This window comes from Geodermatophilus tzadiensis (genome assembly GCF_003002915.1).
In the GTDB taxonomy this organism is placed as follows: Bacteria; Actinomycetota; Actinomycetes; order Mycobacteriales; family Geodermatophilaceae; genus Geodermatophilus; species Geodermatophilus tzadiensis.
On sequence record NZ_PVTG01000001.1, the window covers coordinates 25,981 to 49,381 of the forward strand.

Consider the following 23,401-nt stretch of genomic DNA (forward strand, 5'->3'; position numbering starts at 1 on the left):
GGCGGCACCGCCACGCCGGTTCGCGCGCCCGCTGGGGACGCTGCGACCGGCGTGACGGCTGGGGTGCCCGCGCGGGGTCCGCGCCGGTCAGGCCGAGCGGACGAGCCCCAGCTCGGCGGGGTCGGCCAGGTGCTCGGAGTGCGGCAGCACGCGCACGGTGTACCCGAACGCGCCGGTGCGCTCCAGCGGCAGCGTGGCGGTGAACCAGTGCCGGGAGCCCTCGGTGTGCTCGTGGACCATGGGCACCGTCGTCACCTCGTGCAGGCCGTCGGCGTCGTCGACCCGCCCGTAGGCCGCCTGCACCTCGACGTCGCCCGGGGTCAGCTGCGGCAGCTCCACCTCGGCGCGCAGGGCCAGCGTGGAGCCGATCTCCGGGGTGTCGCCGGCGCCGGTGGCCTCCACGTGGGCCACCCGCACGCCGGTCCAGCTCTCCTGCAGCCGCGCCCGCCACTGCGCCTCGGTGCGGGCGGGGCCGTAGCCGCCGTCGGCCATGGTGCGCGAGGAGCCCGCCGCCGGGACGTAGAGCCCCTCGACGTAGTCGCGCACCATCCGGGTGGCGAGCACCTTGGGGCCGGTCTCGCGCAGCGTGTGCCGCACCATCTCCACCCAGCGGGTCGGCACGCCGTCGCGGTCGGTCTCGTAGAACCGCGGCAGCACCTGCGTCGAGAGCAGGTCGTAGATGGCCCGCGCCTCCACGTCGTCGCGGCGCTCGGGGTCGGTCACGCCGTCGGCGGTCGGGATGGCCCAGCCGTTCTGGCCGTCGAACCACTCGTCCCACCACCCGTCGCGGATGGAGAGGTTGAGGCCGCCGTTGAGCGCCGCCTTCATGCCCGAGGTGCCGCAGGCCTCCAGCGGCCGCAGCGGGTTGTTCAGCCAGACGTCGCAGCCCCAGTACAGGTAGCGGGCCATGCCGATGTCGTAGCCGGGCAGGAACGCGATGCGGTGCCGGATCTCGGGGTCGTCGGCGAACTTGACCATCTGCTGGATCAGCTGCTTGCCGCCGTCGTCGGCCGGGTGGCTCTTGCCGGCGATGACCAGCTGCACCGGCCGGTCCGGGTCGAGCAGCAGCGCCTTGAGCCGCTGCGGGTCGCGCAGCATGAGGGTGAGCCGCTTGTAGGACGGCACCCGGCGGGCGAAGCCGATGGTGAGGACGTCGGGGTCGAAGGCGCTGTCGGTCCAGCCGACCTCGGTCTCGGCCGCGCCCCGCGACAGCGCCGTCTCCCGCAGCCGCCGGCGCACCTCCTCGACCAGCCGGCCGCGCAGCATCCGGCGGGTGGCCCACAGCTCGCCGGCGGGGATGCGGTCGACGCCGTCGAACACCGCCGCGCCGGAGCCCTCGGCGGGGTCGCCCGAGCGGGAGCTCTGGGTGCCCAGCTCGACCAGCTCGCGGGCGGTCCAGGTGGGCGCGTGCACGCCGTTGGTGATGGAGGAGATCGGGACGTCGCCCTGGTCGAAGCCCGGCCACAGGTCGCTGAACATCGAGCGGCTGACGTGCCCGTGCAGCTGGCTGACGCCGTTGGCCCGCTGCCCCAGCCGCAGGCCCATGTGCGCCATGTTGAACTTCGACGGGTCGTCCTCGGCGCCGAGCGGGATCAGGTGCTCCAGCGGGACGCCGAAGCCGGCGAAGTACCGCTCGATCAGTGCCCGCGGGAACCGGTCGATGCCGGCCGGCACCGGGGTGTGCGTGGTGAACACGGTGCCGGCGCGGACGGCCTGCAGCGCCTCGGGGAAGGACAGCCCGTGGGACTCGGTGAGCTCGCGGATGCGCTCGACGCCCTGGAAGCCGGCGTGGCCCTCGTTGGCGTGGAACACCTCCGGCTGCGGCGTGCCGGTGAGCTGGCAGTAGGCGCGCAGCGCCCGGACCCCGCCGATGCCCAGCAGCATCTCCTGGCGCAGGCGGTGGTCCTCGTCGCCGCCGTAGAGGCGGTCGGTGACGCCGCGCTCGGCGGGGCTGTTCTCCTCGATGTCGCTGTCGAGCAGCAGCAGCGAGACCCGGCCCACCTGCGCCCGCCACACGTGGGCGTGCAGCGTGCGGCCCTCGGGCAGCGGCACGCTGACGACGACGGCCGACCCGTCGGGCTGGCGCAGCAGCTTGACCGGGAGCCCGTGCGGGTCCAGCGAGGGGTAGCGCTCCAGCTGCCAGCCGTCGGCCGACAGGCCCTGCTCGAAGTAACCGGCCCGGTAGAGCAGGCCCACGCCGATCAGCGGGACGCCGAGGTCGGAGGCGGCCTTGAGGTGGTCGCCGGCGAGGATGCCCAGGCCGCCGGAGTACTGCGGCAGCACCTCGGTGATGCCGAACTCGGCGGAGAAGTAGGCGATGCTCCGCGGGGCGTCGGGCCCCAGCGACTGGTACCAGTGCGGTGAGGAGAGGTAGTCCTCCAGGTCGTCGACGGCGTCCTGCAGGTGGCGCAGGAACCGGCGGTCGCGCGACAGGGTGGCCAGCCGCTCGGCCGACACCTCGCCGAGGACCTTGACCGGGTCGTTGCCGCAGGTCTGCCAGAGCTCGGGGTCGAGCGCCTCGAACAGGTCGCGGGTCTCGGCGTGCCACGACCAGCGCAGGTTCATGACCAGCTGGGACAGGGGTGTCAGGGCCTCCGGGAGGGCCGCGCGGACGGTGAACCGACGCAGTGCTCGCACGCCGAGAGCCTAGTCAGCGATCCGCGCCGGGACAGGCCCGGACCGGCGCACCACCCCCGGGTTGGGGAACCGCCCGGTCCCCTCGGCGGCCGATGTGTGCCCGGTCCCCGGGGTGGATAGCGTGGCCCGGATGACTCGCCGCGCTGACCTCCGCCTCGGCATCACCGATGTCGCCCCCGTCGTGTCCTGCGGGTCCTTCTCGGCCCGCGCCGTGGTCGGTGAGCACCTGCCGGTCACCGCCACCGTCTTCCGCGAGGGCCACGACGCCGTCGCCGCCGACGTCGTCTGGACCGGTCCCGACGGCACCCGCGGGCCGTTCACCCGCATGCGCCGCTACGGCGACCAGCCCGACCGCTGGCTCACCACGGTGGTGCCCGACCGGGAGGGCCGCTGGACCTTCCGCGTCGAGGCGTGGAGCGACCCGCTGGCCACCTGGCACCACGCCGTCGAGGTCAAGATCGAGGCCGGCCAGGGCGCGGACGAGCTGGCCAACGACCTCGAGGAGGGCGCCCGGCTGCTCGAGCGGGTGGCCGCGGACGTCGAGGACGACTGGCGCGGCCGGCTCCGCGAGGCCGTGACCGCGCTGCGCGACGGGGTGCGCAGCCTGCACGACCGGGTCGCCCCCGCCCTGTCCGCGGCCGTGCAGCAGTACCTCGACGCGCACCCGGTGCGGGAGCTGGTCACCCCCTCCCCCGAGTACGAGGTGTGGGTCGACCGACCGCGCGCGCTGTTCGGCTCCTGGTACGAGTTCTTCCCCCGCTCGGAGGGCCCCGTCGTCGGCGGCACCCCGACCCACGGCACCTTCGCCACCGCCGCCGACCGGCTGCCGGCCGTCGCCGAGATGGGCTTCGACGTCGTCTACCTGCCGCCGATCCACCCGATCGGCACGGTCAACCGCAAGGGCCCGAACACCCCGCAGTACCCCGGGGGCAACCCGCACGAGATCGGCCCCGACGACGTCGGCTCGCCCTGGGCCATCGGCAGCGCCGAGGGCGGCCACGACGCCGTCCACCCGCAGCTGGGGACGATGGACGACTTCCGCGCCTTCGTCGCGCGCACCCGCGAGCTCGGCATGGAGGTGGCGCTGGACTTCGCGCTGCAGGCCGCCCCGGACCACCCGTGGGTGGAGGCCCACCCGGAGTGGTTCACCACCAAGCCCGACGGGACGATCGCCTACGCGGAGAACCCGCCGAAGAAGTACCAGGACATCTACCCGGTCAACTTCGACAACGACCCCGAGGGCATCTACGCCGAGTGCCTCCGGGTGATCCGGGTCTGGATCGAGGCCGGGGTGCGGGTGTTCCGGGTCGACAACCCGCACACCAAGCCGCTGGACTTCTGGCACTGGCTCATCTGGCAGGTCAAGGAGACCGACCCGGACGTGCTGTTCCTCGCCGAGGCCTTCACCCGGCCGGCGATGATGCACCAGCTCGCCCGGATCGGGTTCACCCAGTCCTACACGTACTTCACCTGGCGGACCGGGCGCGACGAGCTCGAGGAGTACGGCCGCGAGCTGGCCGCGAACGCGCACTACATGCGGCCGAACTTCTTCGTCAACACCCCGGACATCCTGCACGCGAGCCTGCAGTACGGCGGCCCGTCGATGTTCAAGATCCGGGCGGTGCTCGCCTCGATGATGAGCCCGACGTGGGGCGTCTACTCCGGCTACGAGCTCTACGAGCACGTGGCGGTGCGGCCGGGCAGCGAGGAGTACCTCGACAGCGAGAAGTACCGGCTGCGGCCGCGCGACTGGGCCGGCGCCGAGGCCGCCGGGCGCAGCCTCGCGCCCTACCTGCGGCGGCTCAACGAGATCCGGCGGCAGCACCCGGCGCTGCAGCAGCTGCGCACGCTGCGCTTCCACGCCGTCGACAACGGCAACCTGATCTGCTTCTCCAAGACCGACCCGGGCTCGCAGGACGCCGTCCTCGTCGTCTGCTCGCTGGACAGCCACAACCGGCAGATCGGGACGACGTCGCTGGACCTGCCGGCCCTGGGCCTGGACTGGCACGAGCGCTTCGCGGTGACCGACGAGCTGACCGGCGCCCGCTACGACTGGGGGCAGTTCAACTACGTCGAGCTCGACCCGTACTGGGAGCCGGCGCACGTCTTCTCGGTCCACCTCCCCCGGCCGGTGACCTGGCCGCCCGCGGTCCCCTGACCCCTCCTCCCCACCACCGACACACTCGAGGGCCCCCGCACCGATGACGCTCCCCGTGCCCGACTCCGACGACCCGGCCTCCGGCCTGCCCCCACGCGGCACCGACCCGCTCTGGTACAAGCGCGCGGTCTTCTACGAGGTCCTCGTCCGCGGCTTCGCGGACAGCAACGCCGACGGCGTCGGTGACCTCCGCGGCATGCTCGACAAGCTCGACTACCTGCAGTGGCTCGGCGTCGACTGCCTGTGGCTGCCGCCGTTCTTCGCCTCCCCGCTGCGCGACGGCGGCTACGACGTCAGCGACTACACCGCCGTGCTGCCCGAGTTCGGCGACATCGACGACTTCCGCGACCTGCTGCAGGCGGCCCACAGCCGCGGCATCCGCGTGATCATCGACTTCGTCATGAACCACACCTCGGACCAGCACCCCTGGTTCCAGGCCAGCCGCAGCGACCCCGAGGGCCCCTACGGCGACTTCTACGTGTGGGCCGACGACGACACCGGCTACGCCGACGCGCGGATCATCTTCGTCGACACCGAGAGCTCGAACTGGACGTTCGACCCGGTGCGCAAGCAGTACTTCTGGCACCGCTTCTTCTCCCACCAGCCCGACCTCAACTTCGAGAACCCGCGGGTGCAGGAGGCGATCATCGACGCCCTCCGGTTCTGGCTGGACCTGGGCATCGACGGCTTCCGGCTCGACGCCGTCCCCTACCTGTTCGAGGAGGAGGGGACGAACGGGGAGAACCTGCCCCGGACGCACGAGTTCCTCAAGCACGTCCGCAAGGTGGTCGACGCCGACTACCCCGACCGGGTGTTGCTGTGCGAGGCCAACCAGTGGCCGGCCGACGTCGTCGAGTACTTCGGCGAGGACGGCGACGAGTGCCAGATGGCCTTCCACTTCCCGGTGATGCCGCGCCTGTTCATGGCCGCCCGCCGGGAGCAGCGGTTCCCGATCTCGGAGATCATGGCGCAGACGCCGCCGATCCCCGACAACTGCCAGTGGGGCATCTTCCTGCGCAACCACGACGAGCTGACCCTGGAGATGGTCACCGACGAGGAGCGCGACTACATGTGGGCGGAGTACGCCAAGGACCCCCGCATGAAGGCCAACATCGGCATCCGCCGCCGGCTGGCCCCGCTGCTGGACAACGACCTCAACACCCTCGAGCTGTTCAACGCCCTGCTGCTCTCGCTGCCCGGCTCGCCGGTCCTCTACTACGGCGACGAGATCGGCATGGGCGACAACATCTGGCTCGGCGACCGCGACGGCGTCCGGACCCCGATGCAGTGGACGCCCGACCGCAACGGCGGCTTCTCCACCGCCGACCCGCAGCGGATGTACCTGCCGCTCAACCAGGACCCGGTCTACGGCTACCAGACCACCAACGTCGAGGCGCAGCTGCGCAACACCAACTCGATGCTGCAGTGGGTCCGCCGGATGATCCAGGTCCGCAAGGAGCACCCGACGTTCGGCCGCGGGACCTACGAGGAGATCGGCTCGCGCAACCCGACCGTGCTCTCCTTCGTCCGCGAGTTCGGCGACGACGTGGTGCTGTGCGTGAACAACCTCTCCCGGTTCCCGCAGCCGGTGGAGCTCGACCTGCGCCGCTTCGAGGGCTGGACGCCCGTCGAGCTCACCGGCCGGGTGGAGTTCCCGCAGATCGGCGTCCTGCCCTACATGCTCACCCTCGCCGGTCACGGCTTCTACTGGTTCGAGCTGGCCAAGCCGCAGGAGGAGCCGGAGCCGGTGGTGGAGGAGGCCGGGGAGACCTCGAGCCCCGTCGCCGACTCGCTGCTGGCCGCCGGCGTGGTGTCCGACGCCGAGCAGATCCCCGGCGGCAGCGACACGCGCACCGGCGACGACGTCCCGTCCAGCACCGGAGGAACCCGATGAGCACCGCCCTGACCGACCTGCTGCGCGACTGGATGCCGCACCAGCGGTGGTTCGGCGGCAAGGGCCGCGAGTGGGCCGAGGTCAGCGAGGAGGGGTTCTTCCTCTCGCGCACCGAGCCGGTGCTCTCGGTGCACCGGGTCCGGGTCGGCTACACCGACGGCGCCACCGAGACCTACCTGGTGCCGCTGTCGTGGCGGGCCCACCCGGAGGAGGAGCTGAGCTCGGCGTTCATCGGCGCCGTCCCCGGGGCCGACCGGGAGAACTACGCCTACGACGCGATGCGCGACCGCGACGCGACGGTGCCGTGGCTGACCCACCTGGTGGCCGCCTCGACCGTCGGGCCGATGCACTTCCACCCGGCCGGGGTCGCGCCGATCCCCGACGGCGTGCCCGGCGACATCGTGTCCACCGAGCAGAGCAACACCTCGCTGGTCTACGGCCAGGACGCGATCTTCAAGCTGTTCCGCCGGCTGGAGCCCGGGCTCAACCCCGACGTGGAGATCCACGACGCGCTGCGCCGCACCGAGAACAAGCACATCGCGCCGCTGCTCGGCCACATCGAGATCGACGAACCGGGCGCCGAGCCCGCGACCGCGGCGATGCTGCAGACGTTCGTGCCCAACGCCAGCGACGGGTGGCGGCTGGCCACCGCCAGCGTCCGCGACCTCTACGCCGAGGGTGACCTGCACGCCGACGAGGTGGGTGGCGACTTCGCCGCCGACAGCGAGCGGCTGGGCGCGGCCACCGCGTCGGTGCACGCCGACCTCGCGCAGGTGCTGCCCAGCGAGCCGGCCGACCGGGAGTGGTTCGGCGCCACCGCCGAGGCGATGACCGCCCGGCTGGAGCAGGCGCTGGCCGTCGTCCCCCAGCTCGAGGAGCACCTCGCCGGCCTGCGCGCGGTCTACGCGCGGGTGGCCGACAGCCCCGAGACCGTGCTGCGCCAGCGGGTGCACGGCGACCTGCACCTGGGCCAGGTGCTGCGCACGGCGACCGGCTGGGTGGTCCTGGACTTCGAGGGCGAGCCGGCCCGGCCGCTGGCCGAGCGGCGCCACCTCGACAGCCCGCTGCGCGACGTCGCGGGCATGCTGCGCAGCTTCGACTACGCGGCACGCCACATGCTCGTCGAGCAGCCCGGCGACCCGCAGCGTGCGTACCGGGCGCAGGAGTGGGCAGTGCGCAACCGCGGGGCCTTCTGCACCGGCTACTCCGCGGCCAGCGAGATGGACCCGTGCGGGGACTCCCCGCTGCTGCGGGCCTTCGAGGCGGACAAGGCCGTCTACGAGTGCGTCTACGAGGCGCGCAACCGGCCCAACTGGCTGATGATCCCGCTGCAGTCGCTGTCCCGGCTCACGGCCGAGGCATGACCGGCCCCCGCAGCACAGCCCCCCACGACGAGGCAGAGGACGGCACCGCGACGATGACGACGAACGAATCGACGAACGCGCCGGCCACCAAGGAGGAGCTCCAGCGGGTGGTCGAGGAGAAGACGGCGCAGGCCGAGGCGGCCGAGAGCGAGCCCGTCGTCAACCCCTCCCCCGCGAAGAAGCGCGCCCCGGCCAAGAAGGCCGCGGCGAAGAAGGCCCCCGCGAAGAAGGCCCCCGCGAAGAAGGCGGCTGCCGCCGCGCTCGCGGACGGCGGCGACGCGGAGCCCGCCGCGCCGCGGACGGCCAAGCGGACGACGAAGAAGGCCACGGCCGCGGGTGAGCGCACCCCGGCGGGGCGGACCGCCGCCGACACCGCGGCGGTGCCCACCGAGGAGGTCGTGGCCGAGCAGGGGGGCACCGCGGCGCCGGTGGTGGCCCCCGCGCCGATCGCGGAGCCCGGGTCGCCGGCGGGCGCGCCCGCCGGGCAGCCCGAGGCGCCCGAGCCGGACCCGGCCGCGCCGTCGACCCCGCAGGCCCCGGAGGAGGCCGCCCCCGAGCCGGCACCGCAGCCGGCACCGCAGCCGGCGTCCGAGGAGCAGGCCGGCGGCCCGGTCACCGGCGAGGCGGTGCCCGACGACGTCAGCGCCGACGACCTGCGCGCCGTCGTCGAGGGCTGGTCGCGCGACCCGCACCGCGTGCTGGGCGCCCACCCGGCGGCGGGCGGCTGGGTGGTGCGCACGCTGCGCCCCGACGCGGTCTCGGTCGCCGTCGTCGACCAGGACGACACCCGCTACGAGGCCCGGCAGATCCACGGCAGCGGCGTCTTCGAGGCCGCCCTGCCCCAGGAGCCCGGCGACTACCGGGTCGAGGTCGGCTACCTCGACGGCCAGGGCGGTCGCGACACCTACGTCGTCGACGACCCCTACCGCTGGCTGCCCACGCTCGGCGAGGTCGACCAGTACCTCATCGGCGAGGGCCGCCACGAGAAGCTGTGGCAGGTGCTCGGCGCCCACGTGCGGCGCTACGACACCCCGCGCGGCCCCGTCGAGGGCGTCTCCTTCGCCGTCTGGGCGCCGAACGCCCAGGGCGTGAAGGTCACCGGCGACTTCGACTACTGGGAGGCCCGCGCCTACCCGATGCGCCAGCTCGGCTCCATCGGCGTCTGGGAGCTCTACGTCCCGGGCGTGCAGGTCGGCACCAGGTACCGCTTCCACGTGCTCGGCGCCGACGGCGTGTGGCGGGAGAAGGCCGACCCCATGGCCTTCGCCACCGAGGTGCCGCCGGCCAACGCGTCGGTCGTCGTGGAGTCCACCCACGAGTGGAACGACGACGCGTGGCTGGCCGATCGCGCCCGCGGGAACTGGCACGAGCGGCCGATGAGCGTCTACGAGGTCCACCTCGGCTCGTGGCGGCAGGGCCTGTCCTACCGGGAGCTGGCCGAGCAGCTGGTCGACTACGCCGTCGGGGCCGGCTTCACCCACCTGGAGTTCCTGCCGGTCGCCGAGCACCCCTTCGGCGGGTCGTGGGGCTACCAGGTCACCAGCTACTACGCGCCGACGTCGCGGTTCGGCAGCCCGGACGACTTCCGCTACCTGGTGGACCGGGCGCACCAGGCCGGCCTCGGCATCATCGTCGACTGGGTGCCCGCGCACTTCCCCAAGGACGCCTGGGCGCTGGGCCGCTTCGACGGCACCGCGCTCTACGAGCACGCCGACCCCCGCCGCGGCGAGCAGCCGGACTGGGGCACGTTCGTCTTCAACTTCGGCCGCACCGAGGTGCGCAACTTCCTGGTCGCCAACGCCCTGTTCTGGTGCCAGGAGTTCCACGTCGACGGCCTGCGGGTCGACGCCGTCGCCTCGATGCTCTACCTGGACTACTCGCGCGAGGAGGGCGAGTGGATCCCGAACGTGCACGGCGGGCGGGAGAACCTCGAGGCGGTGTCGTTCCTCCAGGAGGTCAACGCCACCGTCTACCGGGAGGTCCCGGGCGTGGTGACCATCGCCGAGGAGTCCACCGCCTGGCCCGGCGTCACCCGGCCCACCCACCTCGGCGGCCTGGGCTTCGGGTTCAAGTGGAACATGGGCTGGATGCACGACTCGCTGTCCTACGTCCAGCGCCAGCCGGTGTACCGCAGCTACCACCACAACCAGCTGACGTTCTCGATGATGTACGCCTACTCCGAGAACTACGTGCTGCCGATCAGCCACGACGAGGTCGTCTACGGCAAGGGCTCGCTGCTGCGGAAGATGCCCGGCGACCGGTGGCAGCAGCTGGCCAACGTGCGCAGCTACCTGGCCTACATGTGGGCCCACCCCGGCAAGCAGCTGCTGTTCATGGGCTCGGAGTTCGCACAGGACGCCGAGTGGGCCGAGAGCCGCTCGCTGGACTGGTGGCACCTCGACGACCCGGCGCACCGCGGCGTGCTGCAGCTGGTCACCGACCTCAACGCCCGCTACCGCGAGTCCCCCGCGCTGTGGTCGCTCGACGTCGACCCGTCCGGGTTCCGGTGGATCGACGCCAACGACGCCTCGGGCAACGTGCTCAGCTTCCTGCGCCACGGCCGCGACGGCGGGTCGCAGGAGCAGACGCTGGCCGTCGTCTGCAACTTCTCCGGGCAGCCGCACCACGGCTACCGGATCGGCCTGCCGCACGGCGGCCGGTGGCGCGAGGTGCTCAACACCGACGCCGAGGGCTACGGCGGCTCGGGGGTCGGCAACTACGGCGGGGTGGACGCCGTCGAGGAGTCCTGGCACGGCCAGCCGTACTCGGCCACGCTGTCGGCGCCGCCGCTGGGCACCGTCTGGCTGCTGCACGAGGGCTGAGTCCCGCCGGCCGGCGTCCGGGTCCCGGACGCCGGCCGCGGGTGTCCGCGATGCGGGCTCCTCGGGCGTTCACGCAGGCCCGCGCCGGGTAGGGGGCCTGCGATGGACCTCCGCTCGCGCTCCCGGGGCGCACTCGTCGTGCTGTCGGCACTCGGCGTCCTGGTGACGTCGGGCTGCTCCTACGTGGTGATCGGCCAGCCGAGCTCGCAGCTCGCGCCGCAGCAGTCGGTGGGCGACGGCGCCGTGCCGATCGTCGGCTCGACCGACGGGCCGATCGACACGCTGGCCCGCAACGCGCTGGCCGACCTGGAGACCTACTGGACGGCGACGTTCCCCGACGTCTACGGCGAGGCGTTCCCGCCGCTGACCGGCGGCTACTTCAGCGTCGACCCCGACGACGTCGACCCCGGCGCCTACCCCGAGGGCATCGGCTGCGGCACCGACCCGCGCGACCTGGAGAACAACGCCTTCTACTGCTCCGCGCAGGGCGTGCCCAACTCCGACTCGATCAGCTACGACCGGGCCTTCCTCGGCCAGCTCGCCGCCGAGTACGGCGAGGTGCTGCCGCAGCTGGTCATGGCGCACGAGTTCGGCCACGCGGTGCAGGCCCGGGTCGGGTACCCGGAGGCCTCGATCGCCACCGAGACCCAGGCCGACTGCCTGGCCGGCGCCTGGACGGCGTGGGTCGCCGACGGCAGCGCCGAGTACGCGCAGCTCGACACCGACGACCTCGACCAGCTGCTGCGCGGCTACTTCCTGCTGCGCGACCCGGTGGGCACCGGCAGCGGCGAGCAGCAGGCCCACGGCTCCTACTTCGACCGGGTCTCGGCGTTCCAGGAGGGCTTCGACGACGGCCCGACCGCCTGCCGCGACAACTTCGGCCCTCAGCGCATCTTCACCCAGGGCGAGTTCACCAGCGACGTGGACTTCGCCAACCGGGGCAACGCGCCCTTCCCCCAGACCCAGGACATCATCGCCCGGTCGCTGCCGGAGTTCTGGACGCGCGCCTTCCAGGAGGTGCTCGACGGCACGTTCGCCGAGCCGACGCTCGACACGTTCTCCGGCACCCCGCCCGGGTGCGCCGAGGCCGACGTCGCGCTCGTCTTCTGCGCCGACGGCGGGGACGGCGACGCCGGTCTGGTCGCCTACGACACCCGCTTCGCGCAGGAGTCCTACGAACTCGGCGACTTCGCCGTGGTGACCGGGGTGGCGATCCCCTACGCGCTGGCCGCCCGCGAGCAGCTGGGCCTGGCCACCGACGGCACCGACGCGCTGCAGTCGGCCGTGTGCCTGACCGGCTGGTACTCCGCGCAGGTCTACAACCGGCAGTTGACGAACGTGACGATCTCGCCCGGTGACCTCGACGAGAGCGTGCAGTTCCTGCTCACCTACGGCAACGACCCCGACGTGCTCGCCGACGTCGAGCTGACCGGGTTCCAGCTGGTCGACGTCTTCCGCGCCGGCTTCCTGCAGGGCGCCGGCCCCTGCGACGTGGGCGCCTGACGAAGGACCCCCTCGCCCCCCACCGCTCGCGAGCTCGCGGCGGGCCCCTGCGAGGGGGCCGCTCAGTACAGGGCGGCCATGAGCTGGCGGCGGGCGGCGACCACCCGCGGGTCCTCGGGGCCGACGACGTCGAACAGCCCCACCAGGTGCTGCCGGGCCCGGTCGCGGTCCTCCCCCGCGGTGCGGCGGACGACGTCGACCAGGCGGGTGAAGGCCCCCTCGACGTCGCCGGTGCCGAGCAGGAAGTCGGCGGCGCGGGTCTGCGCCTCGACGTCGTCGGGCGCGGCGTCGGCCCGGGCCAGCGCGTCGGGGCCGGCGGCGTCGGCACGGCGGAACAGCTGCACCTGGCGCAGTGCCAGGCCGGCGACCGGGTGGTCGGGCTCGGTCTCGAGGATCGCGGCGTAGGCGGCCTCGGCGGCCTCCAGGTCACCGCTCTCGAGCGCGGCCTCGGCAGCGTCGAGGCGGGGGTCGTCCAGGCCGTCGTCGGCACCCTCGTCGCCGCCGGGCACCGCGCCGCCGGTGGTGGCGCGCACCAGCTCGGTGACGAACTGGCGGGCCTGCTCCTCGGGGATGGCGCCGGTGAACTCCGCGACCAGCTGGCCCTGCCAGACCGCCTTGACCGCCGGGATGCCCTGCACGCGCAGGCCCTGGGCGAGCGCCGGGTTGGCGTCCACGTCGACCTTGGCCAGCACCCACGAGCCGCCGCCCTCCACGGCCAGCCGCTCGAGGACCGGGGACAGCTGCTTGCACGGGCCGCACCACTCGGCCCACAGGTCGAGCACGACCGGCACCTGGAAGGACCGGTCGAGGACCTCGGTCTGGAAGGTGGCCTCGGTGACGTCCACCACCGCCGCACCGGGCGCGCCCGTGGGGGCGGCGGCGCTCGGCGGCGGGGCGGCCTGGGCCCGCGCGGCGGCCTCGGAGCGCGCCTTGACGGCGGCGAGGTCGACCGCGCCGGCCAGGGAGGCGGCCAGCTGGGCCTGCTGGGCCTGCGCGCGCGGGTCGGGGCGTCCGGGACGGGTGGGCTGCATGCTCCCCATGATCCCACCGGCCGGCGGGCGCGGTGTCAGCCCTCGGCGGACGGGGCCGGCTCCACGCCCGCGACGTCACCGGCGCCCAGGCGGACCCGGCGCAGCACCTGGAAGAGGGTGTCCAACTCGGCCTCGGGCAGGTCACCGAGGCCGAAGCCGAGAGCGGTGAGGTCGCCGGTGGCCGCCTCCACGACCTCGCGCCCGCGCTCGGTGATGCCGGCCAGCACGCCGCGGCCGTCGGCGGGGTTGGGCCGGCGGTCGACGAACCCGGCCGCGACCAGCCGGTCGATGGCGTTGGTGACGCTGGTCGGGTGCACCATCAGCCGACTGCCGATGACCTTCAGCGGCAGCTGCCCAGTGCGGCTGAAGGTGAGCAGCACCAGCACCTCGTAGCGGGCGAAGGTCAGCCCGTGCGGGCGCAGGACCTCGTCGAAGCGGGCGAGCAGGATCTGCTGCACCCGGAACACCGACGTCGCCGCGCGCATCGCCGCCGCCGGCCCGAAGCGCTGCTCCCAGCTCTCCCCCGCGCGCTCGATCGGGTCGAACGGCAGCCCCAGCGCCCGAGCCATGCGCGGAACGCTACCTGCCCCCGCCCCGCCCCCCTGTGTGCCGATCCACCCACCCGGACGCGCGGTGTCGACCTGGTGTGGTCTCAGCGCCCGTGAGACCGCCCCAGGTCGACAGGGCGCGGCGCCTGTGGACGGCGCCGACCCGCCCGGGGCCATCCACGCCATCCTCCGGCGGTGCCCGTGACACCCCTCCGGCCGACCGCGCTGCGCGGCCGCGTCTTCCGCGGATCGGCCCAGGTCGCAGCTGGGCGCCTGACCAAGGCACAGTTGCGCAGCAGCGCGTGGCAGCGCGTCTTCCGCGACGTCTACGCCTGCTCGACGGTGACGGTGACGCACCGGCTGCGCGCCGTCGCCGCCGCCCGTCTGCTGGTGCCCGGCGCCGTCGTCTCCGGGCGCAGCGCCGCGGTCCTCTGGGGCGTGGACGTCGCGGGACCGGCCGACGACGTCGAGCTGACCGTCCCGCCGGGCTCCTCGGCGTGCACCGTGCCCGGGGTCCGCGTCCGTCGCTGGCCCCTGGCCGGCGATCAGGTCACCGCACGCTCGGGCACGCGGGTGACCACCGCGCCGGTCACGGCCGTCGACCTCGGGCGCAGCGTCCACCCGCTGGTGGAGGCGGTGGCGCTGGTCGACGCCCTCGTGGTCGCCCGGGTCACCGACCTCGACGCCGTCCGGGCCGCCGCCGACGCCGCGACCGGGCCCCGCTGCCGGCGTGCACGGCAGGTGGCCGGCCTCGCCGACGGCCTCGCGGGGTCGCCGCAGGAGACCCGGCTGCGGCTGCTCCTGCACGCCTCCCGGCTCCCGCGCCCCGTCGCCCAGTTCCGCGTCCGGGACGACGCCGGCCGCGAGATCGCCCGGGTGGACTTCGCTTGGCCGGACCACCACCTGGCCGTCGAGTACGAGGGGCGGTGGCACGGCCGGCCGCAGCAGGTGGCGCCGGACCGTGCGCGGCTCAACCGGCTGACCGCGGCGGGGTGGCGGGTGGTCTTCGTGACCGCCGAGGACCTCCGCGAGCCCGACCAGGTCATCGCCCGCGTCGCCGCGGCCCTCGCCCAGTCAGCGCCCGGTGTCGACCTGGTGCGGTCTCAGCGCCCGTGAGACCGCACCAGGTCGACACCGCGCGGGACGGCGCGACGGGAGCTCAGACGGCCGGGCGGAGGGGCGGGGCCTGGCGGACGCCGAACACCTCCCGCAGCGCGACCCTGGCCGCGTTGTCCCCGCAGGCGCCGTGCACCGCGGGCCCGGGCGGGGTGGCCGCCGACGCCAGGTAGACGCCCGGCACCGGCGTCTTGTGCGTGTTCCACCGCGGCACCGGGCGGAAGAGCATCTGCCGCAGCGACGCCTCGCCGTTGGAGATGTCGCCCCCGACGTGGTTGGGGTTCCACGCCTGCATCGCCGGGGCGTTCTTCACCGCCCGCTCGAGGATCGTGTCGCGGAAGCCGGGCGCGAACCGCTCGACCTGCGCCTCGATCGCGGCGGTCATGTCGACGTCGGACCCGTGGGGCACGTGCACGTACGCCCAGAAGACGTGCCCGCCCTCGGGCGCCCGGGTCGGGTCGACGACGGTCGGCTGGACGGCGAGGACGTAGGGCCTGTCGGTGATCCGCCCCGCCGCCGGCGCCGCCTCCCCCTCCATCGTCTCGGCCAGCGTCCCGGCCACGTGGATGGTGCCCGCCCGGCGCACCTCCGGGTTGGCCCACGGCACCGGCTCGGACAGCACCCAGTCGATCTTGAAGACGCCGGGCCCGTGCCCGTACCGCGACACCCACCGCCGGTAGCCCGGGTGGACGCGGTCGCCGGCCATCTGCACCAGCGCGCGGGGCGTGGTGTCGAGCAGCACGGCCGGGACGCCGTCGAACTCGCGCAGGTCGGTGACCAGGTGCCCGGTGACGACCTCGCCGCCCTGCTGCTCCAGCGCGGTGACCATCGCGTCGGCCAGCCGCTGCGAGCCGCCCTCGACCAGCGGCCACCCGCGGTGGTGCGCCAGCATCCCGAGCACCAGGCCCAGGCCCGCGGTGAGCGGCCGGGCCAGGTCGAGCATGCCGTGCGCGGCGGCGCCGGCGATCAGCGCCTGGGCGCCGTCGGTCTCGAAGTAGCGGCGGGCCAGCCAGCGGACGTTGGGCAGCGCGTTGAGCGCGAAGTGGGTGATCGCCGCGACGCTGCGCGTGGGCGGCCGGCGCAGCTCGCTGGTGAGGAAGAAGTCGACGACGTCCTGGCCGTGCTCGACCAGCGGCTCGAACAGGCGGCGGTAGGCCGGGCCGTCGACCCCCAGCCCCTCGACCGTCTCGTCGAGCGAGTACCGGGACACCGCGGCCCGCCCGCCGTCGAGCGGGTGGGCGTAGGCGACCTCCGGGTGCAGCAGCCGCACGCCCCGGCTGGGCAGGTCGAACTCGCGGAAGAACGGGGCCGCGGCGGCCATGGGGTGCACGATCGAGCAGGTGTCGTGCCGGTAGCCCGGCCGGGTCAGCTCCTCGGTGCGCATCCCGCCACCGGGCTTGTCCGCCTGCTCGACCACCTGCACGCGCAGGCCGGCGGCGGCCAGCCGGAGGGCGGCGGCCAGGCCGTTCGGCCCGGCTCCCACGACGACGGCGTCCGGCTTCCCGTTCACCGGCCCAGTCTGCCCGCGGGGCCTCAGAGCTGCGCGAGGAGCCGGTCGGCGGCGCGGTAGGGGTCGGTCTCCCCCGCCACCACCTCGGCGGCCAGCGCCGCCAGCGCCGCCGAGCCGCGCACCTCCCCGATCCGCTCGCGGAGCCCGGCCAGCGCGAGGGCCTCGATCTCGCGGGCGGCCCGCTCGGTCCGCCGGCGCGCGCCCTCGCCCGACGCCGCCAGCCAGCGACGGTGCGCCTCGACCTCGGTGAGGACCCGGTCCACGCCCTCGCCCCGGGCGGCCACCGTGCGCAGGACCGGCGGCCGCCAGGCGTCCGGCCCGGGGTGCCGCCCGCCGAGCGACTGGGCGTAGCGCAGGTCGCGCACCGTCTGGTCGGCGCCGTCGCGGTCGGCCTTGTTGACGACGAGCACGTCGGCGACCTCGAGGATCCCGGCCTTGGCCGCCTGGATGCCGTCGCCCATCCCCGGGGCCACGAGCACCAGCGTGGTGTCGGCCAGCGCGGCGATCTCCAGCTCCGACTGACCGACGCCGACCGTCTCGACCAGCACGACGTCGCACCCGGCCGCGTCGAGCACCCGCAGCGCCTGCGGGGTGGCCCAGGCCAGCCCGCCGAGGTGCCCGCGGGAGGCCATCGAGCGGATGTAGACGCCGGGGTCGCCGGCGTGGTCCTGCATGCGCACGCGGTCGCCGAGCAGCGCGCCGCCGGAGAAGGGCGAGGACGGGTCGACGGCGAGCACGCCCACCCGCCGGCCGGCGGCCCGCAGCGCGCGCACCAGCGCGGTCGTCGTCGTCGACTTGCCCACGCCGGGCGCCCCGGTCAGGCCCAGCACCTGCGCCCGGCCGGTGTGCGGGGCCAGCGCCGCGGCGACCTCGCGCAGCACCGGGCTCGCGTCCTCGACCAGCGAGATCAGCCGGGCCACCGCGCGCGCCTCGCCGTCGCGGGCCCGGTCGACCAGGTCGGGGACGTCGACAGCGCGCCGGCCCCGCCTCCCTCGGGGGGTGGCGGGGCCGGGCGTGGCGACGGCGAGGCCGTCGGAGGTCACGCGCGGGCGGGCACGTGCAGGATCAGCGCGTCGCCCTGCCCGCCACCGCCGCACAGCGCGGCGGCACCCACGCCGCCGCCGCGCCGGCGCAGCTCCAGCGCCACGTCGAGGACGATCCGGGCACCGCTCATGCCGATCGGGTGGCCCAGGGCGATGGCGCCGCCGTTGGGGTTGACCTTCTCGGGGTCGATGCCGAGCTCCCGGGTGGAGACCAGCGCGACGGCGGCGAACGCCTCGTTGAACTCGACCAGGTCGAGCTCCTTCGGGTCGATGCCCTCCCGCTCGCAGGCCCGCTGGACGGCGCGCGAGGGCTGGCTCTGCAGCGTGGCGTCGGGCCCGGCGACGACACCGTGCGCGCCGATCTCCGCGATCGGGGTGATGCCCAGCTCGGCGGCCTTCTCGGCGCTCATCACGACGACCGCGCAGGCGCCGTCGGAGATCTGCGAGGAGGTGCCGGCGGTGATGGTGCCGTCCTTCGCGAAGGCCGGCGTGAGCCGCGACAGGGTCTCGACCGTGGTGTCGGCGCGGACGCCCTCGTCGTCGCGGAACTCGATCGGGTCGCCCTTGCGCTGCGGGATGAGGACCGGGGCGATGGCCTCCTCGAAGACCCCGTTCTTCCCGGCGCGGGCGGCCTTCTGGTGGCTCTCGGCGGCGAAGGCGTCCTGCTCCTCGCGGGTCAGGTCGTAGCGGCCGTTGGCCTGCTCGGTCAGCGCGCCCATGGCGACCTGGTCGAAGGTGTCCGACAGCCCGTCGTGGGCCATGGCGTCGACCAGCGTGGTGTTGCCGTACTTGGTGCCGGTGCGGGAGCCGGGCAGCAGGTGCGGCGCCTGGGTCATCGACTCCTGGCCGCCGGCCACGACGACGTCGAACTCACCGGCGCGGATGAGCTGGTCGGCCATCGCGATGGCGCTCAGGCCCGACAGGCACACCTTGTTCACGGTGATGGCCGGCACCGTCATCGGGATGCCGGCGGCGACGGCCGCCGGGCGGGCCGGGTTCTGGCCGGCGCCGGCCTGCAGCACCTGGCCCATGATCACGTACTCGACCTGGTCGCCGGAGATGCCGGCGCGCTCGAGCGCGGCCCGGATGGCGACCGCGCCGAGGTCGGCCGCGGAGAAGTCCTTGAGCGAGCCGAGCAGGCGGCCCATCGGCGTGCGGGCGCCGCTGACGATGACCGAGCGGGACATGGTGCCTCCAGTGCCGGTCGCCGCCGCTGGCGACCGCGGGTCGGGCCGCACCGGCTCGGGACGGCAGGTGGCGGCGGAAGGGCTGCCGGTCAGGATAGATCGGTTCTCCAACCGGGTCGACGACCCCGGAGGTTCGATGGCGCGCGACCGGGTAGGCCGCGAGAGGTCCCCGACCCCGAGCAGAGGAGGCACCGTGCCCCGCCTGACCGTCGGCACCGAGAACGGCCAGCCCGTCGAGCTGCACTTCGAGGACCACGGCTCCGGCCGTCCCGTCGTGCTCATCCACGGGTGGCCGCTGTCCGGCCGCTCCTGGGAGGCCCAGGTCGGCCCCCTGGTGGAGGCCGGCCACCGCGTCGTCACCTACGACCGGAGGGGCTTCGGCGACTCCTCCCAGCCCTGGAGCGGCTACGACTACGACACCTTCGCCGCGGACCTCGACGCGCTGCTCACGCACCTGGACCTGACCGACGTCACCCTCGTCGGCTTCTCCATGGGCGGCGGCGAGGTCGTGCGCCACCTGTCCCGCTACGGCACCGCGCGGGTGCGGAGCGCCGTCCTCGCCGCGGCCGTGCCGCCCTACCTCCACAAGAGCGCCGACAACCCCGACGGCGGCCTCGACGACGCCACCATCGAGCAGTTCCAGCAGGGCGTGCGCGGCGACCGGCTGGCCTTCCTCGACGGCTTCACCAAGGACTTCTTCACCCCCGGCGGGTCCGGCCTGCTCAAGGGCACCGCGGTGAGCGAGGAGCAGCGCCGCTACGCCCTGCAGATCGCCGCGTTCGCCTCGCCCAAGGGGACGCTGGACTGCATCACCGCCTTCGGCCGCACCGACTTCCGGGGCGACGTCGCGGCGGTCACCGTGCCGACGCTGGTGATCCACGGCGACAGCGACGCGATCGTCCCGTTCGAGGTCAGCGGGAAGCGGGCACACGAGGCCATCGCCGGCAGCGAGCTGGTCGTCATCGAGGGCGGCCCGCACGGCGTCAACGCCTCGCACGCCGAGCAGTTCAACCGGGCGCTGCTGGACTTCCTCGCCCGCTAGGGCGGACTGCCCGCCCGGGGCCCGTCGCACTCCCGCGTACGGCGGACCCCGGTACGTGATGCGCACCACACTCTGTAGGTCGTCTCAGACGTCTTGCGCCACCATGGCGCGGTGACCGACAACGACGCGACGCCCCCGGGCCTGCCCGCCGAGCTGTTCACCACGATCGACCACGTCGGCATCGCCGTCCCGGACCTGGACGAGGCGATCGCCTTCTACGCGCGGGCCTTCGGCGTGCGGTCGGTGCACGAGGAGACCAACGAGGAGCAGGGCGTCCGCGAGGCCATGCTCGCCGTCGGCACCGGCGACACCCGCATCCAGCTGCTCGCCCCGCTGACCCCCGAGTCGACGATCGCGAAGTTCATCGGCCGGTCCGGCCCCGGCCTGCAGCAGCTGGCCTTCCGGGTCGACGACGTCGAGGCGGTCAGCGCCACCCTGCGCGAGCGCGGCCTGCGGCTGCTCTACGACACCCCGAAGCGCGGGACGTCGGACAGCCGGGTCAACTTCGTCCACCCCAAGGACGCCGGCGGCGTCCTCGTCGAGCTCGTCGAGCCCGCCCGCACCGCCCACTGAGACCCCGGCGCCGAGGTCTCGTCCCCGGCGCGGGAGCGACGGTTACCAGTCGGTAACCTGCCGCCGCACGGCCCTCTGCCCTCCGAGTGCGACGAAGACCCGGGAGTGACACGTGGACGCCATCAGGGACGCCATCCTCGCCGACCAGCTCACCGACATCGCCGGCCTGCCGGTGCCGGAGTCCTACCGGGCGGTGCTGGTGCGCAAGGACGAGCAGGACATGTTCGCCGGCCTGACCGCCAAGGAGAAGGACCCGCGCAAGTCCCTGCACGTGGAGGAGGTGCCCACCCCCGAGCTCGGCCCCGGTGAGGCGATCGTCGCGGTGATGGCCTCGAGCGTGAACTACAACACCGTGTGGACGTCGATCTTCGAGCCGGTCTCCACCTTCGGGTTCCTCGAGCGCTACGGCCGCCAGAACGACCTCACCCGCCGCCACGACCTCCCGTACCACGTGGTGGGCTCCGACCTCGCCGGCGTCGTGCTGCGCGTCGGGCCCGGCGTCAACAAGTGGCGGCCCGGCGACGAGGTCGTGGCGCACTGCCTGTCGGTGGAGCTGGAGGACCCGGCCGGCCACGACGACACGATGATGGACCCGCAGCAGCGCATCTGGGGCTTCGAGACCAACTTCGGCGGCCTGGCCGAGCTCGCCCTGGTCAAGAGCAACCAGCTGATGCCCAAGCCCGCGCACCTGTCGTGGGAGGAGGCCGCCGCACCGGGCCTGGTCAACTCCACCGCCTACCGGCAGCTGGTCTCCCGCAACGGCGCCGGCATGAAGCAGGGCGACGTCGTGCTCATCTGGGGCGCCTCGGGCGGCCTCGGCTCCTACGCCACCCAGATGGCGCTCAACGGCGGCGCGATCCCCGTCTGCGTCGTCTCCAGCCCGGAGAAGGCCGACATCGTGCGCACGATGGGCGCCGAGCTGGTCATCGACCGCTCCGCCGAGGGCTACCGGTTCTGGAAGGACGAGGACACCCAGGACCCGAAGGAGTGGCAGCGCTTCGGCAAGCGCATCCGGGAGCTGACCGGCGGCGACGACGTCGACATCGTCTTCGAGCACCCCGGCCGGGAGACCTTCGGCGCATCCGTCTACGTGGCCAAGAAGGGCGGCACGATCGTCACCTGTGCCTCCACCAGCGGCTACATGCACTCCTACGACAACCGCTACCTGTGGATGAACCTCAAGCGGATCGTCGGGTCCCACTTCGCCAACTACAAGGAGGCGTGGGAGGCCAACCGGCTCATCGACCGCGGCCTGATCCACCCCACGCTGTCGAGGACCTACACCATGGACGACGTCGGCCAGGCCGCCTACGACGTCCACCACAACCTGCACCAGGGCAAGGTCGGCGTGCTCACCCTCGCGCCCGAGGAGGGCCTGGGCGTCAAGGACGGCGAGAAGCGCGCGCGGCACCTCTCCGCGATCAACCGCTTCCGCGGCGTCTGAGCCGTGCCGGTCCCGGACCCGCCCGCGGGTCCGGGACCGCGTTGCGTCCGGTGCCGTGCCGCGGCGTCCGGGCACCCTGGGGGAGACACCGGGCCGCCACCCGGACACGCTGACGCCCCTCCCCCGACTCTGCGAGGATGACCGCATGACCGACCCCCGCCGCGACCTGCTGCCGATGCGCGAGGCCCAGCACTCGTTCGACGTGGTGCTGCGGGGCTACGACCGCCACCAGGTGGCCGAGACCATCGAGCGCCTCGAGGCCGACATCCGCGTCGCGCTGGCCGACCGGGACGCCGCCGCGAGCCGCTCGACCGACCTCGCCGGCCAGCTCTCGGCGATGCACGCGGAGATCGAGCAGCTGCGCCGCAAGGCCGCCAACGCCGGCCCGGCCACCTTCGAGAACATGAGCGAGCGCATCTCGCACATGCTGCGGCTGGCCGAGGAGGAGGCCGCCGACATCCGCGGCCGGGCCGAGCAGGACGCCCGCGCGCTGCGCGAGCACACCGCCGCCGAGGAGCGGGCGATGCTCGAGCGCCAGGCGGCCAGCCGCGCCGAGGTCGAGCACGTGCTCGCCGAGGCCCGGCAGAACGCCGAGCAGATCGCCAGCAAGGCGCAGATCCGGGCCGACGAGCTGGTGGCCAAGGCCCAGGAGAAGGTCGCCCGGCTCGACGCCGAGTCGCAGGCCCGCCGCGCCAAGGTCGAGGAGGACTTCGAGATCGCCCAGCGCGCCCGCCGCGCCGACGCCGCCCGGGCCGAGGAGGAGCGCGAGCGCGCCTCCGTCCAGGCCGCCAGGGAGCGGGTCGCCGCGGCCGAGGCGCACGCGGCGCGCGTCGTCGGGGAGGCCGAGGCCTCCGCCGCCGCCATCCGGCGGGTGCGCGACGAGCTCACCGCGCGCCTCACCGAGGCCCGCCGGGTGCTCTCCGCGCTGCCCGACCTCGCCGACCGGCAGCAGCCGGCCGGCCGGCCCGCCGCGCCTCCGCAGGGCGCCCCGCAGGAGCCGCCCGCGGCGCGCCGGGACGCCGAGGGCCCGCGCCCCGGCGACACCCGGACCGCGCCCACCGGCCCCCAGACGGCGATCCAGCCCGTGGCCGGACCGCCGACCGGAATGCAGCGGGTCGTCGGCCCGCAGACCGGCGGCCAGCCGGTGCCGCCGCGCCCAGCGCCGCAGGCGCGGCCGGCCGAGGGCCCGTCGGGGGGCGGGGAGGCCGCGGCCGCCCGCCAGCCCACCCGGTCGCCGGCGCCGCCCACCCAGCCGGCCGTGCAGCCCCCGGCCCCGCAAGAGCCCGCGTCCGCGCAGACCCAGCAGATCCGGCCGGTGTCGCCGGAGCGCGACGGCGGGACGCCCGGCGGGCAGGGCCGGCACGCCGGTCCCCCGACGGGGTCCCTGCGCACGGTGACCGCCGAGCAGGAGGCCGTGACCCCCGAGGGGAACGGCGCGGCGACCAAGGAGCAGCCCGCCGCCGGCCCGGGTTCCTCCTCGGACACCGGCGGCCAGCCGGCCGTCCCCGGGCAGCGCTGACCGCCTCCCG

General features: G+C 74.3%; 16 protein-coding genes. 10 read left to right on the forward strand and 6 right to left on the reverse strand.

The window, feature by feature from the left end; translation table 11 throughout:
• Positions 1-87 precede the first annotated feature (87 nt).
• Complete coding sequence (gene glgP / locus LY71_RS00105; RefSeq protein ID WP_106274974.1) at positions 88-2,637, reverse strand: alpha-glucan family phosphorylase; 2,550 nt, start codon at positions 2,635-2,637, stop codon at positions 88-90.
• Positions 2,638-2,767: 130 nt separating this feature from the next.
• Here glgP and LY71_RS00110 point away from each other — a divergent pair, with 130 nt between their 5' ends.
• The 5 genes from LY71_RS00110 to LY71_RS00130 all read left to right on the forward strand — a co-directional run bounded on the left by LY71_RS00110 (position 2,768) and on the right by LY71_RS00130 (position 12,378).
• Positions 2,768-4,795, forward strand: a complete 2,028-nt coding sequence (locus LY71_RS00110) for an alpha-1,4-glucan--maltose-1-phosphate maltosyltransferase (protein WP_106275434.1) — start codon at positions 2,768-2,770, stop codon at positions 4,793-4,795.
• A gap of 55 nt (positions 4,796-4,850) precedes the next feature.
• Entirely contained in the window at positions 4,851-6,689 is a 1,839-nt protein-coding gene (gene treS, locus LY71_RS00115; RefSeq protein WP_245887557.1) for a maltose alpha-D-glucosyltransferase, read from the forward strand.
• Positions 6,686-8,053 (forward strand): maltokinase N-terminal cap-like domain-containing protein, encoded by a 1,368-nt coding sequence (locus LY71_RS00120; RefSeq protein ID WP_106274976.1) that lies wholly within the window; start codon positions 6,686-6,688, stop codon positions 8,051-8,053. The genes treS and LY71_RS00120 overlap by 4 nt, the downstream gene beginning before the upstream one ends.
• Positions 8,054-8,106: 53 nt before the next feature.
• Complete coding sequence (gene glgB / locus LY71_RS00125; protein ID WP_106274977.1) at positions 8,107-10,875, forward strand: 1,4-alpha-glucan branching protein GlgB; 2,769 nt, start codon at positions 8,107-8,109, stop codon at positions 10,873-10,875.
• A gap of 102 nt (positions 10,876-10,977) precedes the next feature.
• Positions 10,978-12,378 carry a neutral zinc metallopeptidase gene (locus LY71_RS00130; RefSeq protein ID WP_106274978.1) on the forward strand — a complete coding sequence of 467 codons (1,401 nt, stop codon included), beginning with the start codon at positions 10,978-10,980 and terminating at the stop codon, positions 12,376-12,378.
• Between the two features lie 62 nt (positions 12,379-12,440).
• Here LY71_RS00130 and LY71_RS00135 read toward each other — a convergent pair whose 3' ends face one another.
• Both LY71_RS00135 and LY71_RS00140 read right to left on the reverse strand, forming a co-directional pair.
• Entirely contained in the window at positions 12,441-13,409 is a 969-nt protein-coding gene (locus tag LY71_RS00135) for a tetratricopeptide repeat protein (protein ID WP_106274979.1), read from the reverse strand.
• A 35-nt stretch (positions 13,410-13,444) separates the two neighbouring features.
• On the reverse strand, positions 13,445-13,978 hold the full coding sequence (locus LY71_RS00140; protein ID WP_106274980.1) for a MarR family winged helix-turn-helix transcriptional regulator: 534 nt from the start codon (positions 13,976-13,978) through the stop codon (positions 13,445-13,447).
• A 174-nt stretch (positions 13,979-14,152) separates the two neighbouring features.
• Between LY71_RS00140 and LY71_RS00145 the strand changes: the two genes are divergently transcribed.
• Positions 14,153-15,073 carry a DUF559 domain-containing protein gene (locus LY71_RS00145; RefSeq protein WP_106274981.1) on the forward strand — a complete coding sequence of 307 codons (921 nt, stop codon included), beginning with the start codon at positions 14,153-14,155 and terminating at the stop codon, positions 15,071-15,073.
• 43 nt (positions 15,074-15,116) lie between these two features.
• Here the strand turns inward: LY71_RS00145 and LY71_RS00150 are convergent, their stop codons facing one another.
• From LY71_RS00150 to LY71_RS00160, 3 genes are read right to left on the reverse strand one after another with little or no spacing between them, the layout of a single operon-like run.
• Positions 15,117-16,583 carry a phytoene desaturase family protein gene (locus tag LY71_RS00150; RefSeq protein ID WP_106274982.1) on the reverse strand — a complete coding sequence of 489 codons (1,467 nt, stop codon included), beginning with the start codon at positions 16,581-16,583 and terminating at the stop codon, positions 15,117-15,119.
• Positions 16,584-16,606: 23 nt separating this feature from the next.
• The gene (gene meaB / locus LY71_RS00155) at positions 16,607-17,626 is read right to left on the reverse strand and encodes a methylmalonyl Co-A mutase-associated GTPase MeaB (RefSeq protein WP_106274983.1); all 1,020 of its coding nucleotides are present in this window, start codon (positions 17,624-17,626) and stop codon (positions 16,607-16,609) included.
• Complete coding sequence (locus tag LY71_RS00160) at positions 17,623-18,813, reverse strand: acetyl-CoA C-acetyltransferase (RefSeq protein ID WP_106274984.1); 1,191 nt, start codon at positions 18,811-18,813, stop codon at positions 17,623-17,625. Before LY71_RS00160 ends, meaB begins: the two co-directional genes overlap by 4 nt.
• Positions 18,814-19,006: 193 nt before the next feature.
• On the opposite strand from LY71_RS00160, the gene LY71_RS00165 reads away from it, so the two are divergent.
• The 4 genes from LY71_RS00165 (at position 19,007) to LY71_RS00180 (ending at position 23,391) form a co-directional block, all read left to right on the forward strand.
• Complete coding sequence (locus LY71_RS00165; protein ID WP_106274985.1) at positions 19,007-19,855, forward strand: alpha/beta fold hydrolase; 849 nt, start codon at positions 19,007-19,009, stop codon at positions 19,853-19,855.
• Positions 19,856-19,966: 111 nt separating this feature from the next.
• Positions 19,967-20,428: a methylmalonyl-CoA epimerase gene (gene mce / locus LY71_RS00170; RefSeq protein WP_106274986.1), complete on the forward strand. Its 462-nt coding sequence runs from the start codon at positions 19,967-19,969 to the stop codon at positions 20,426-20,428.
• Between the two features lie 112 nt (positions 20,429-20,540).
• Complete coding sequence (gene ccrA, locus LY71_RS00175; RefSeq protein WP_106274987.1) at positions 20,541-21,872, forward strand: crotonyl-CoA carboxylase/reductase; 1,332 nt, start codon at positions 20,541-20,543, stop codon at positions 21,870-21,872.
• A 145-nt stretch (positions 21,873-22,017) separates the two neighbouring features.
• On the forward strand, positions 22,018-23,391 hold the full coding sequence (locus LY71_RS00180; RefSeq protein ID WP_106274988.1) for a hypothetical protein: 1,374 nt from the start codon (positions 22,018-22,020) through the stop codon (positions 23,389-23,391).
• Positions 23,392-23,401 lie beyond the last annotated feature (10 nt).